Source organism: Streptomyces sp. NBC_01116, assembly GCF_041435495.1.
Taxonomy (GTDB): domain Bacteria; phylum Actinomycetota; class Actinomycetes; order Streptomycetales; family Streptomycetaceae; genus Streptomyces.
In genome coordinates, this window is sequence record NZ_CP108644.1 from 6,314,965 (window position 1) to 6,326,595 (window position 11,631).

Annotated in this window: 15 protein-coding genes; all 15 read left to right on the forward strand. The window is 71.9% G+C overall.

Annotated elements, in window-relative coordinates:
* Positions 1-310: 310 nt before the first annotated feature.
* The 15 genes from OG245_RS27955 to dprA all read left to right on the forward strand — a co-directional run bounded on the left by OG245_RS27955 (position 311) and on the right by dprA (position 11,598).
* A complete protein-coding gene (locus OG245_RS27955) occupies positions 311-904 on the forward strand; it encodes a hypothetical protein (RefSeq protein WP_003965961.1) in 594 nt (197 codons plus the stop codon).
* A 157-nt stretch (positions 905-1,061) separates the two neighbouring features.
* On the forward strand, positions 1,062-1,502 hold the full coding sequence (gene rpsP / locus OG245_RS27960) for a 30S ribosomal protein S16 (RefSeq protein WP_371626161.1): 441 nt from the start codon (positions 1,062-1,064) through the stop codon (positions 1,500-1,502).
* Between the two features lie 2 nt (positions 1,503-1,504).
* The gene (locus OG245_RS27965) at positions 1,505-1,744 is read left to right on the forward strand and encodes an RNA-binding protein (RefSeq protein WP_003965959.1); all 240 of its coding nucleotides are present in this window, start codon (positions 1,505-1,507) and stop codon (positions 1,742-1,744) included.
* 122 nt (positions 1,745-1,866) lie between these two features.
* On the forward strand, positions 1,867-2,457 hold the full coding sequence (rimM, locus tag OG245_RS27970; RefSeq protein WP_371626162.1) for a ribosome maturation factor RimM: 591 nt from the start codon (positions 1,867-1,869) through the stop codon (positions 2,455-2,457).
* On the forward strand, positions 2,457-3,278 hold the full coding sequence (trmD, locus tag OG245_RS27975; protein ID WP_371626163.1) for a tRNA (guanosine(37)-N1)-methyltransferase TrmD: 822 nt from the start codon (positions 2,457-2,459) through the stop codon (positions 3,276-3,278). Before rimM ends, trmD begins: the two co-directional genes overlap by 1 nt.
* Positions 3,279-3,408: 130 nt before the next feature.
* Complete coding sequence (gene rplS, locus OG245_RS27980) at positions 3,409-3,759, forward strand: 50S ribosomal protein L19 (RefSeq protein WP_003965955.1); 351 nt, start codon at positions 3,409-3,411, stop codon at positions 3,757-3,759.
* Positions 3,760-3,825: 66 nt separating this feature from the next.
* Positions 3,826-4,596, forward strand: a complete 771-nt coding sequence (gene lepB, locus OG245_RS27985) for a signal peptidase I (protein ID WP_371626164.1) — start codon at positions 3,826-3,828, stop codon at positions 4,594-4,596.
* Entirely contained in the window at positions 4,589-5,650 is a 1,062-nt protein-coding gene (gene lepB / locus OG245_RS27990; protein WP_371626165.1) for a signal peptidase I, read from the forward strand. Before lepB (OG245_RS27985) ends, lepB (OG245_RS27990) begins: the two co-directional genes overlap by 8 nt.
* Positions 5,553-6,455, forward strand: a complete 903-nt coding sequence (lepB, locus tag OG245_RS27995; protein WP_371628009.1) for a signal peptidase I — start codon at positions 5,553-5,555, stop codon at positions 6,453-6,455. The genes lepB (OG245_RS27990) and lepB (OG245_RS27995) overlap by 98 nt, the downstream gene beginning before the upstream one ends.
* 50 nt (positions 6,456-6,505) lie before the next feature.
* Positions 6,506-7,252, forward strand: a complete 747-nt coding sequence (lepB, locus tag OG245_RS28000; RefSeq protein WP_371626166.1) for a signal peptidase I — start codon at positions 6,506-6,508, stop codon at positions 7,250-7,252.
* Complete coding sequence (locus tag OG245_RS28005; RefSeq protein WP_371626167.1) at positions 7,249-7,737, forward strand: NUDIX hydrolase; 489 nt, start codon at positions 7,249-7,251, stop codon at positions 7,735-7,737. The genes lepB (OG245_RS28000) and OG245_RS28005 overlap by 4 nt, the downstream gene beginning before the upstream one ends.
* 64 nt (positions 7,738-7,801) lie before the next feature.
* Positions 7,802-8,110 carry a DUF2469 domain-containing protein gene (locus OG245_RS28010; RefSeq protein WP_003965949.1) on the forward strand — a complete coding sequence of 103 codons (309 nt, stop codon included), beginning with the start codon at positions 7,802-7,804 and terminating at the stop codon, positions 8,108-8,110.
* A 157-nt stretch (positions 8,111-8,267) separates the two neighbouring features.
* Entirely contained in the window at positions 8,268-8,627 is a 360-nt protein-coding gene (locus OG245_RS28015; protein WP_371626168.1) for a YraN family protein, read from the forward strand.
* Entirely contained in the window at positions 8,627-10,249 is a 1,623-nt protein-coding gene (locus OG245_RS28020; RefSeq protein WP_371626169.1) for a YifB family Mg chelatase-like AAA ATPase, read from the forward strand. The genes OG245_RS28015 and OG245_RS28020 overlap by 1 nt, the downstream gene beginning before the upstream one ends.
* A 236-nt stretch (positions 10,250-10,485) precedes the next feature.
* Positions 10,486-11,598: a DNA-processing protein DprA gene (gene dprA, locus OG245_RS28025; RefSeq protein ID WP_371628010.1), complete on the forward strand. Its 1,113-nt coding sequence runs from the start codon at positions 10,486-10,488 to the stop codon at positions 11,596-11,598.
* Positions 11,599-11,631: the final 33 nt, after the last annotated feature.

Below are 11,631 nucleotides of genomic sequence, written 5' to 3' on the forward strand. Positions count from 1 at the left end.
TCGTGCGCCCCGTGCCACGTCTGCTCTCCGACCAGTCTTACCCGACACCTCGCGCCGGGCACGTCGAACGGCGGGGCGGGTAGCCTTTCGGGCGGATTCGTCAGGAGCGCCGGCCGCCCGCGCACCTCACATCCGAAGCTCCGGGCGTACCGCACGCTGTGCACCACCTTGGTGTGAGCTGTGCGTCTTCTCCGCAGTTCTGCGCACCCGCCCGCGTCCGGACGCATCAAGGGCAACTGACTGGTACGTGCAAATTATTTGGGATGCCCCGGAATAGGAACACCGGGGCCCTCGGGCTCGTTGTCACGACGTGAGCACGACACCACCTGTACTTGCCGCAGAGCTGGCACAGGCGTGGGCCGACATTCAGCGGTACCACCCCGAGCTGCCCGATCTTGCCGCGCCCGAGTCCCTGATCGGAGAGTCCTCGTCCGCCTGTGGCGCCGAGCTCTCCTTCGAGCGACTGCTCCATGAGGCAGTCCACGGCATCGCCGCCGCGAGAGGAGTCCGAGACACCTCCCGCGCCGGCCGTTACCACAACCGACGCTTCCTCGCGATCGCCGAGGAGCTGGGCCTCGATCATGCCGAGGAGCCCCACCCCAGCAGCGGATTCTCGCTGGTCACGCTGAATCCGGAAGCCAAGCGCCGGTACCGTCCGACCACCGAACGGCTGCAGCGCGCCCTCAAGGCGCACACCGTCGCCACCGCCGCCGACACCAAGCGCTCCTTCCGCGGACCTGCCGCCCGGCACGGTTCCTCCGGAGGCGGTGTGCGGGTCAAGGCCGTCTGCGACTGCGGACGCAACGTCCGCGTCGTCCCGTCGGTCCTGGCGCAGGCGCCGATCGTCTGCGGCGGCTGCGGCAAGCCGTTCCGGATTCCGGAAGCGGCGGTCGCGGTGGGGTGAGCCGATGTGGTGTGGCACAATGGCTAGCTGTACTCGACAGTCGCACAGGACCCCTCTCTCCTCCGGCTGACGCGTCCATCGGGCACTCCGAGTACCGCAACCCCACGTGGCATCTAGTTGTGCCCAACCACGTCTGAGACCAGGAGACACCACTTCCGTGGCAGTCAAGATCAAGCTGAAGCGTCTGGGCAAGATCCGTTCGCCTCACTACCGCATCGTCGTCGCCGACTCCCGTACCCGCCGTGATGGCCGGGCCATCGAGGAGATCGGCCTGTACCACCCGGTGCAGAACCCCTCGCGCATCGAGGTCAACGCAGAGCGCGCGCAGTACTGGCTGTCCGTCGGCGCCCAGCCGACCGAGCCGGTTCTCGCGATCCTGAAGCTCACCGGTGACTGGCAGGCCCACAAGGGCCTCCCGGCCCCCGCGCCGCTGCTGCAGCCGGAGCCCAAGGCTGACAAGCGCGCGCTGTTCGAGGCGCTGTCCTCGGACGGTGACGAGGCCAAGGGTGAGGCCATCACCCCCAAGGCCAAGAAGGCCGACAAGAAGGCGGACGAGGCGGCTGACGCCCCCGCGTCCACCGAGTCGACCGAGGCCTGAGCATGCTCGAGGAGGCTCTCGAGCACCTCGTGAAGGGCATCGTCGACAACCCCGACGACGTGCAGGTTGCCGAGCGCACCCTGCGTCGTGGGCGCGTGCTGGAGGTCCGGGTCCACCCCGACGACCTCGGCAAGGTGATCGGCCGTAACGGCCGCACCGCTCGCGCTCTGCGCACGGTCGTGGGTGCCATCGGCGGCCGTGGGATCCGCGTCGACCTCGTCGATGTGGACCAGGTTCGCTGATACAGCGAGTTGAACACCGGCCAGGGCCGGGGAGGGCCTTCGGGCCGTCCCCGGCCTTTGTCGTCGGCCACCCGGACGTTTCCGACAGGTCGACGTCCCCACCCCACCAATCGGAGAACAGCGTGCAGTTGGTAGTCGCGCGGATCGGCCGCGCCCACGGCATCAAGGGCGAGGTCACCGTCGAGGTACGAACGGACGAGCCGGAGCTGCGGCTCGGACCCGGCGCCGTCCTGGCCACCGAACCGGCGGCGACGGGTCCGCTGACGATCGAGACGGGCCGGGTCCACAGCGGCAGGCTCCTGCTGCGCTTCGAAGGGGTGCGCGACCGCACCGGAGCCGAGGCGCTGCGCAACACCCTGCTGATCGCCGAGGTGGACCCGGAGGAGCTGCCCGAGGACGAGGACGAGTTCTACGACCACCAGCTGATCGACCTCGACGTGGTGCTCGCCGACGGCACCGAAATCGGCCGGATCACCGAGATCTCCCACCTTCCCTCGCAGGACCTGTTCATCGTGGAGCGCCCCGACGGCAGCGAGGTGATGATCCCCTTCGTGGAGGAGATCGTCACCGAGATCGACCTGGAGGAGCAGCGCGCGGTCATCACCCCGCCGCCCGGCCTGATCGACGAGAGCGAGGCCGTGGTCGCCTCCTCGCGCGACGAAGAGGAAGAGGCTCCCGGGGACGCGGACGAGGCCCCGAAGGGCGACGCCTGATGCGGCTCGACGTCGTCACGATCTTCCCGGAGTACCTGGAGCCGCTGAACGTCTCCCTCGTCGGCAAGGCCCGCGCCCGCGGCGTGCTGGACGTCCACGTCCACGACCTGCGGGAGTGGACGTACGACCGGCACAACACGGTCGACGACACCCCCTACGGCGGCGGCCCCGGCATGGTCATGAAGACCGAGCCCTGGGGCGAGGCGCTCGACGAGGCCCTGGCCGACGGCTACGAGGCCGGAGCACACTCCCCGGTGCTCGTCGTGCCCACGCCCAGCGGCCGGCCGTTCACCCAGGAACTGGCCGTCGAACTCTCCGCCGAGCCCTGGCTCGTCTTCACGCCCGCCCGGTACGAGGGCATCGACCGCCGGGTGATCGACGAGTACGCCACCCGGCTGCGGGTCGTCGAGGTCTCCATCGGGGACTACGTGCTGGCCGGCGGGGAAGCGGCTGTCCTGGTGATCACGGAGGCCGTGGCCCGGCTGCTGCCCGGCGTCCTCGGCAACGCCGAGTCCCACCGGGACGACTCCTTCGCACCCGGAGCGATGGCCAACCTCCTGGAGGGCCCCGTCTTCACCAAGCCGCCCGAGTGGCGCGGCCGCTCCATCCCGGACGTCCTGCTCAGCGGCCACCACGGCAGGATCGCCCGTTGGCGGCGGGACCAGGCCTTCGCCCGCACGGCACTCAACCGGCCCGACCTCATCGAGCGGTGCGAGGCGAGCGCCTTCGACAAGAAGGACCGCGAGATCCTCTCCATCCTCGGCTTCGCACCGGAGCCCGGCGGCCGATTTTGGCGCAGGCCCACCGCCGTGGAAGAATAGGCCGCTGCTGTACGTCCGGTGTGCGCCCCTGCCACAGGGGGAAAGACGCCCGCCCGACGCGATCAGCACTCCGAACTCTTCAACGACATCCCGTCGATGACCTGTGGCATCGGCGAAGAAAGCAGAAACCATGGCTTCCCTGCTCGATGGCGTCAACGCCGCCACCCTCCGTTCGGACGTCCCGGCGTTCCGCCCCGGTGACACCGTCAACGTCCACGTGCGCGTGATCGAGGGCAACCGCTCCCGTATCCAGCAGTTCAAGGGCGTTGTCATCCGCCGCCAGGGCTCGGGCGTCAGCGAGACCTTCACGGTCCGCAAGGTCTCCTTCAGCGTCGGCGTCGAGCGCACCTTCCCGGTGCACAGCCCGATCTTCGAGAAGATCGAGCTCGTCACCCGCGGTGACGTCCGTCGCGCCAAGCTGTACTTCCTCCGTGAGCTGCGCGGCAAGGCCGCGAAGATCAAGGAGAAGCGCGACAACTGAGCTGTCGCCAGGTCGTCCCCCTGGGGGTGACCCGTCCACAGGGTGGCCGGATAAGCTTCGCCCGCGATGGACACGCAAGCACAGCACTCGGAGCGCGACCGCTCCCCGGAACCCGACGCGGGGTCCGGGGAGAGGTCGCGCTTTTCGCGTACGAGGACCCGGGTCGCTGCCGTCCTGCCCTGGCGGCGGGTCCTCGTCGGGGCAGTCCTGGCCACCGTCGTCCTGCTGCTGTTCAGCTCCTACGTGGTCCAGCCCTTCCTGATCCCCAGCCGCTCGATGGAGCCCACGCTGAAGGTCGGTGACCGGGTTCTCGTCAACAAACTGGCCTACCGTTCCGGCGCCGAGCCCCGGCGCGGCGACGTGGTGGTCTTCGACGGCACCGGCTCGTTCGTGCGGGAGGACCTCGACGCGAACCCGCTGACCGGGCTGGTGCGCGGGGCGGCGTCCTCCCTGGGGTTCGCGGAGCCCGCCGACACCGACTTCGTGAAGCGGGTGGTGGGCGTGGGCGGCGACCGCGTCGTCTGCTGCGACGCGCGGGGACGGCTCGCGGTCAACGACGTGACGGTGGACGAGCCGTATCTGTACCCCGGTGACACCGCCTCCCGGGTGCCCTTCGACATCGTGGTGCCCGCGGGCACCCTGTGGATGATGGGCGACCACCGCAGCCGCTCCAGCGACTCCCGGGACCACCTCGGCTCGCCCGGGGGCGGGATGGTCCCCGTCGAGCGGGTGACCGGACGGGTGGACTGGCTGGGCTGGCCGCCCGCCCGGACGGGTTCGCTGGCGGGGACCGGCGCCTTCGACGGCGTACGGGCGCCCGGCGCGGCGCATGGGTAACCGCGGGCGTCCGCGCGGCGCACCCGATTCCGACGCGTCCTCGCCCACCGGGCCGCGCTCGCTGCCCACCCGGGCGGAACGCCGCCGGCTCGCCAGGAAGGTCCGGCGCCGGCGTCGCGGGTCCGCGGTGAGGGAGGTACCGGTCCTCGTGGTCGTGGCGCTGCTGATCGCGCTCGTCCTGAAGACGTTCCTGGTGCAGGCGTTCGTGATCCCCTCCGGGTCGATGGAACAGACCATCCGGATCGGCGACCGCGTCCTCGTGGACAAGCTGACCCCGTGGTTCGGGTCGAAGCCGCAGCGCGGCGACGTCGTGGTGTTCAAGGACCCCGGCGGCTGGCTCCAGCAGGAGAGCCCCGGGGAGAAGGGGGACCCGCCGATCGGCGTCAAGCAGGTCACCGACCTGCTGACCTTCATCGGACTGCTGCCGTCCGACGACGAGCAGGACCTGATCAAGCGCGTCGTCGCGGTCGGCGGCGACACCGTGAAGTGCTGCGGCGAGGACGGCCGGGTCACCGTCAACGGCGTACCGCTGGCCGAGACGTACCTCCACCCCGACGACCGGCCCTCGACCATCTCGTTCGAGGTGAGGGTTCCCGAGGGCCGGCTGTTCATGATGGGGGACCACCGGTCCGACTCCGCCGACTCGCGCTTCCACCTCGACGAACCGGACCGGGGCACGGTCTCCGAGGAGGAGGTGGTGGGGCGGGCCGTCGTGATCGCCTGGCCGTTCGGCCACTGGAGCACCCTGGAACAACGCGACGCGTTCAGCGCGGTCCCGGACGCGCGCGCATCGGAGGCGGCGGCTTCGGCCCCGTCGAATAGTGTGGCACCTCCGGATCCCTATGGAATGGTCCGGCTCCCGACCCCTGCGGAACTCCCGCTCGTTATGGGAGTGGTGGGCCTGCACCGGATCGGGCGCGGGCAGTGGCACGTATTGAGGAGTGGATGTGGGGGATTTGGCGGTCGGCGCACGATCCGGACACGACGAACCCGAGGACCGGCCGGAGCGCGACGAGTCTCCCGCGGGCGGGGCGGCGGTCCCGCCGGAGGGTGAGGGCGACACCCCGGGCGGCGACGGCGACGGCGGCAGGCCGGCCAGGAGGCAACGTTCCTTCTGGCTCGAGCTGCCGCTGCTGGTCGGTATCGCGCTGGTTCTGGCGCTGCTGATCAAGACGTTCCTGGTCCAGGCGTTCTCGATCCCCTCGGACTCCATGCAGAACACTCTGCAGCGGGGCGACCGGGTGCTGGTCGACAAGCTGACCCCGTGGTTCGGCTCGGAGCCTGAGCGCGGCGAGGTCGTGGTCTTCCACGACCCGGGCGGCTGGCTGGAGGACACCGTGACCCCGGAGCCCAACGCGGTGCAGAAGTTCCTGAGCTTCATCGGTCTGATGCCCTCCTCCGAGGAGAAGGACCTGATCAAGCGGGTCATCGCGGTCGGCGGCGACACCGTGGAGTGCAAGGAGAACGGCCCGGTCACGGTCAACGGGAAGAGCCTGGACGAGAAGTCGTTCATCTTCCCCGGGAACACCCCGTGCAACGACAAGCCCTTCGGCCCGATCAAGGTCCCCGACGGCCGGATCTTCGTCATGGGCGACCACCGGCAGAACTCCCTGGACTCGCGCTACCACCAGGAGCTCCCGGGACAGGGCACGGTCTCCACGGACGAGGTCGTCGGCCGTGCCGTCGTCGTCGCCTGGCCGCTGGGCCGCTGGTCGACCCTCCCGGTCCCGGACACCTTCGACCAGCCCGGTCTGAACGCGGCCGCCGCGATGGCGCCGGCGGCACTGGGCGTAGCCGGAGCGGTGCCCCTCGTGTTGTGGCGCCGCCGGAGGCTGACCGCCGGGCGTACCGCCGGGTAGGGTGCCGACTCGGATCAGCGATTGTCGATCTCCGACGGGGGAGCGCTGGGATGAGCGGTACAGGACGCGAGGAAGACGGCCGCGGCCGGTTCGGCGCCATGGTGTCGGGCCTGGCCGTGGCCGTCGGCTGTGTGCTCTTCCTCGGCGGTTTCGTCTGGGCGGCGGTGGTCTACCAGCCCTACACGGTTCCCACCGACTCGATGGCCCCCACGGTGCGGCCCGGTGACCGGGTGCTCGCCGAGCGGATAGACGGCGCCGACGTCCGGCGCGGTGACGTGGTGGTCTTCACCGACCAGCTGTGGGGCGCCACACCGATGGTGAAGCGCGTCGTCGGGGTCGGCGGCGACAAGGTGGCCTGCTGCGACCGGGAGGGACGGCTCACCGTCGACGGAACCCCCGTCGACGAGCCCTACCTCGGCCGGGGACCGGGCACGAAGGCGCCGGCCTCGCCCCAGGACTTCTCCGCCACCGTGCCCGACGGCCGGATATTCCTGCTCGGCGACGAACGGGCCACCTCCCTGGACTCCCGGGTCCACCTCCAGGACGCCGACGGGGGCTCCGTGCCGCTGAGCGCCGTGCAGGCCCGGGTGGACGCGGTGGCCTGGCCGATGGACGGCATGATCGACCGGCCCTCCTCGTTCGCCGCGCTGCCCGGCGGGGTGTCCGCCGCCGGGCCGCTGTCGCTCCAGCTCGGCGCGATCCTGGTGGGAGTCGCACTGATCCTCGGCGGCGCGGTGTACGGGCCCGTGGCGGCGCGGCTCGCCCGCCGGAGGACGCCCGCCGGAGGGGGCCGGTGACCTCCGGGGCCCGCAGGGTCGCCCGGGTGGTCCTCCTGGACCCCGACGACCGCGTCCTGCTGCTGCACGGCCATGAGCCGGACGACCCGGCCGACACCTGGTGGTTCACCCCGGGCGGCGGCCTGGAGGGCGAGGAGACCCGGGAGCAGGCGGCACGCCGCGAGCTCGCCGAGGAGACCGGGATCACCGACATCGAGCTCGGCCCGCTGCTCTGGACCCGGATCTGCTCCTTCCCGTTCGACGGTCGGCGCTGGGACCAGGACGAGTGGTACTACCTGGCCCGTACGACGCAGACCGCGACGGCCCCGCAGGGCCTCACCGACCTGGAACTGCGCAGTGTCGCCGGTCTGAGGTGGTGGACTTCCGCCGAACTGCTCGCGACGCGTGAGACGGTGTACCCGACCAGACTCGCCGAGCTGCTCCGCAGGCTTCTCGACGAGGGTCCCCCGCGCGATCCGCTGGTTCTGGCCCCCGAAATCGTCTAATCGTCCAGGGGCGCCGGAGGCTGACGCACAATGGGGGCACGCACGGCTGAAGGGGAAACATGCCATGAGCGCCGAGGACCTCGAGAAGTACGAGACCGAGATGGAGCTGAAGCTCTACCGGGAGTACCGCGATGTCGTCGGTCTGTTCAAATATGTGATCGAGACCGAACGGCGCTTCTACCTCACCAACGACTACGAGATGCAGGTGCACTCCGTCCAGGGTGAGGTCTTCTTCGAGGTGTCCATGGCGGACGCCTGGGTCTGGGACATGTACCGGCCCGCGAGGTTCGTCAAGCAGGTCCGCGTGCTGACCTTCAAGGACGTCAACATCGAAGAGCTCAACAAGAGCGATCTGGAACTTCCGGGAGGCTGACCCCGCGCCGCCCGGTGCCGGGCCCCGATACGCGCGTCGCAGGAACGACCCGGTCACCCGTGTGGGTGGCCGGGTTTTCCACATCCGCGGAGTTGTCCACCAAGATCCACATCCTGGGGCGGGCCGGGGCACAGTCGGTGCCGGAGGTGGTGCCGATATGAACGCACGGGGGGCACTCGGGCGGTACGGCGAGGACCTGGCGGCGCGACTGCTGGCCGAAGCCGGGATGACGGTGGTCGAGCGCAACTGGCGCTGTCGCGCCGGAGAGATCGACATCGTGGCCAGGGACGGCGACGCCCTGGTCTTCTGCGAGGTGAAGACGCGCAGGTCGCCGGGGTTCGAGCACCCCATGGCGGCGGTCGGCCCGGCCAAGGCGGACCGGCTGCGACGGCTCGCCGAGATCTGGCTCGACCGGCACGGCGGGCCACCGCCCGGAGGGGTCCGCATTGACCTGATCGGGGTGATCGTGCCCCGGCGCGGAGCCCCGGTCACGGAGCACGCCCGGGGGGTGTCCTGATGGGCTTCGCGCGAGCGTGTTCCGTGGCGCTGGTCGGCGTCGAGGGCGTGGTGGTGGAGGTCCAGGCGGACCTGGAGCCGGGCGTGGCGGCCTTCACCCTGGTCGGACTGCCGGACAAGAGCCTGATCGAGAGCCGGGACCGGGTGCGGGCCGCCGTGGTCAACTCCGGTGCCGAGTGGCCGCAGAAGAAGCTCACGGTCGGGCTCTCCCCGGCCTCCGTGCCGAAGAGCGGTTCGGGGTTCGACCTCGCCGTGGCGTGTGCGGTCCTCGGCGCGGCGGAGCGGATCGACCCGGCCACGATCGCCGACATGGTGATGATCGGCGAGCTGGGTCTGGACGGCCGGGTGCGTCCGGTACGGGGCGTGCTGCCCGCGGTCCTCGCGGCGGCCGAAGCGGGGTACGAACAGGTGGTCGTCCCCGAACAGACGGCCGGGGAGGCGGCCCTGGTGCCGGGGGTGTCGGTCCTCGGCGTCCGGAGTCTGCGCCAGCTCATCGCCGTCCTGTGCGACGAGCCGGTGCCCGAGGAACCGGTCGAGGGCCAGGGACGCCCGGACGCCATGCTGGCCGGGCTGATGATCCCCGGCACGGGCCTCGGTACGGGGCTCGCCCCGGCCGCCGGGCGGGGCGACGGGCACCGGCCGGACCTGGCGGACGTCGCCGGGCAGCCGCGCCCGCGCCAGGCCCTGGAGGTGGCCGCTGCCGGGGGACACCACCTGCTGTTCTCGGGCCCGCCGGGCGCCGGCAAGACCATGCTGGCCGAGCGGCTGTCGTCGATCCTGCCGCCGTTGACCCGGCAGGAATCCCTCGAAGTGACGGCGGTCCACTCCGTGGCGGGCATCCTCCCCCCGGGTGAACCGCTCGTCGCCCGGGCGCCCTACTGCGCCCCGCACCACTCGGCGACCATGCAGTCCCTGGTCGGCGGCGGCAACGGGATGCCGAGGCCCGGGGCGGTCTCCCTGGCCCACCGCGGGGTGCTCTTCCTGGACGAGGCCCCCGAGTTCTCGGGCAAGGCCCTCGACGCGCTGCGGCAGCCGCTGGAGTCGGGCCATGTGGTGGTCGCGCGGGCCGCCGGGGTGGTGCGGCTGCCGGCCCGCTTCCTGATGGTGCTGGCCGCCAATCCGTGCCCCTGCGGCCGGCACACCCTCACCGGGGCGGGCTGCGAGTGCCCGCCCTCGGTCGTCCGCCGCTATCAGGCGCGCCTGTCCGGGCCTCTCCTCGACCGGGTGGACCTGCGGGTCGAGGTGGAGCCGGTCGACCGTGCGGGCCTCCTGGGGCAGGGCGGCCGCGGTGAGTCGACGGCGACCGTCGCCGCACGGGTGCGGGAGGCCAGGGCGCGAGCGGCCGAGCGGCTGGCCGGCACCCCGTGGACCACGAACAGCGAGGTGCCGGGCCACGAACTGCGGACCCGGCTGCTCGTGGCCCCGGGAGCGCTGGCGGCCGCGGAGCGGGACCTGGAGCGGGGGAACCTCACGGCCAGAGGACTGGACCGGGTGCTGCGGGTGGCGTGGACCGTGGCGGACCTACGGGGCGCCGACCGCCCGGACGCCTCCGACGTGGCGGTCGCCCTGGAGCTGCGGACGGGCATCCAGCGCGGGGTGCCGATGGGGACGGGGCAGCGGTGACCGGGCTGACGGGGGAGCGGCGGCAGGGAGCGGGCCGCGTCCCCGGCCGCGACGAAGGCCGGGACCGCGACGTCGATCACGGCGAGGACCGGGACCGCGACGTCGATCACGGCGAGGACCGGGACCGCGACGTCGATCACGGCGACGGCTGGGACCGCGACGTCGGCCAGGAGGCGGGCCCGGACCCGAGCCGGGACAGGTCCGCGGAGCGGCTGGCCAGGGCCGCGCTGACCCGGGTGCTGGAGCCGGGGGACGAGCGCGCCGGGCGCTGGCTCCGGCGGACCGGTGCCGTAGAACTGCTGCGGCGGCTCACCGTCGAGGACGGATCCGCCGAGAAGCTGCCCGGGATGACCGCCGCACGGCTCGGGGGCTACCGGCTGCGTGCCGCCGCCGTGGAGCCGGCGCGGGACCTGGCCGCGGTCGCCGGGGCGGGCGGGCGCTTCGTCTGTCCGGGGGACCGGGAGTGGCCGAGTCAGCTGGACGACCTGGGCGACGCGCGGCCGGTCGGGCTCTGGGTGCGGGGGCGGCCCGATCTGCGGCTCTGGTCCCTGCGCTCGGTCGCGGTGGTCGGCGCGCGGGCCTGCACACCGTACGGGGCGCACATGGCGGCTGCCCTCGGCTCCGGGCTCGCCGAGCGGGGCTGGGTGGTGGTGTCGGGCGCGGCGTTCGGGGTGGACGGGGCCGCCCACCGCGGCGCGTTGGCGGCGGGCGGCGCGACGACGGCGGTGCTGGCCTGCGGTGTCGACGTCCCCTACCCGCGCGGGCACGCCGAGTTGCTCGGGCGGATGGCACAACAAGGGCTCATCGTGGCCGAGTTGCCCCCGTCCTCCCATCCCACCCGCAGCCGATTCATCCTGCGCAACCGCGTCATCGCCGCCCTGACCAGGGGGACGGTCGTGGTCGAGGCCGAATACCGCAGCGGTTCGCTGGTCACCGCCCGCCAGGCGCAACGGCTCGGCCGCTTCGCGATGGGAGTCCCCGGCCCCGCCACCAGCGGCCTGTCGGCAGGGGTCCACGAGCTGTTGCGCGGCGAGGGCGTGCTCGTCACCGACGCGGACGAAGTCGTCGAGCTGGTCGGGGACATCGGCGACCTCCCGCCGGTCCGCCGCGGTCCGGTGCTGCCCCGGGACCACCTGGACGCGGTCGCCGCGCGGGTCCTCGACGCGCTTCCTTACCACGGCGTCGCCCACCCCCGTGACCTCGCCCGCACCGCGGGGACGTCCGCCGATGAGACGCTCGGTCGACTGTACGAACTGCACTCACTGGGGTTCGTCGAACGGGAAGGCGACAGCTGGCGGTTGACGCATTCGTCGGCACGCAACGACGACGCGCGGCGAGGCGGTACTTGACCTGGAGCATTCGGGTGAAAAGGTAAGGCCGAT

Bases quoted from the DNA above. Each gene is read 5' to 3' on its own strand.
- rplS (WP_003965955.1), top strand. From the start codon at position 3,409: ATGGCTTCCCTGCTCGATGGCGTCAACGCCGCCACCCTCCGTTCGGAC.
- lepB (WP_371626164.1), top strand. From the start codon at position 3,826: ATGGACACGCAAGCACAGCACTCGGAGCGCGACCGCTCCCCGGAACCC.
- lepB (WP_371626165.1), top strand. From the start codon at position 4,589: ATGGGTAACCGCGGGCGTCCGCGCGGCGCACCCGATTCCGACGCGTCC.
- lepB (WP_371626166.1), top strand. From the start codon at position 6,506: ATGAGCGGTACAGGACGCGAGGAAGACGGCCGCGGCCGGTTCGGCGCC.
- OG245_RS28010 (WP_003965949.1), top strand. From the start codon at position 7,802: ATGAGCGCCGAGGACCTCGAGAAGTACGAGACCGAGATGGAGCTGAAG.
- OG245_RS28015 (WP_371626168.1), top strand. From the start codon at position 8,268: ATGAACGCACGGGGGGCACTCGGGCGGTACGGCGAGGACCTGGCGGCG.
- OG245_RS28020 (WP_371626169.1), top strand. From the start codon at position 8,627: ATGGGCTTCGCGCGAGCGTGTTCCGTGGCGCTGGTCGGCGTCGAGGGC.
- trmD (WP_371626163.1), top strand. From the start codon at position 2,457: ATGCGGCTCGACGTCGTCACGATCTTCCCGGAGTACCTGGAGCCGCTG.
- OG245_RS27965 (WP_003965959.1), top strand. From the start codon at position 1,505: ATGCTCGAGGAGGCTCTCGAGCACCTCGTGAAGGGCATCGTCGACAAC.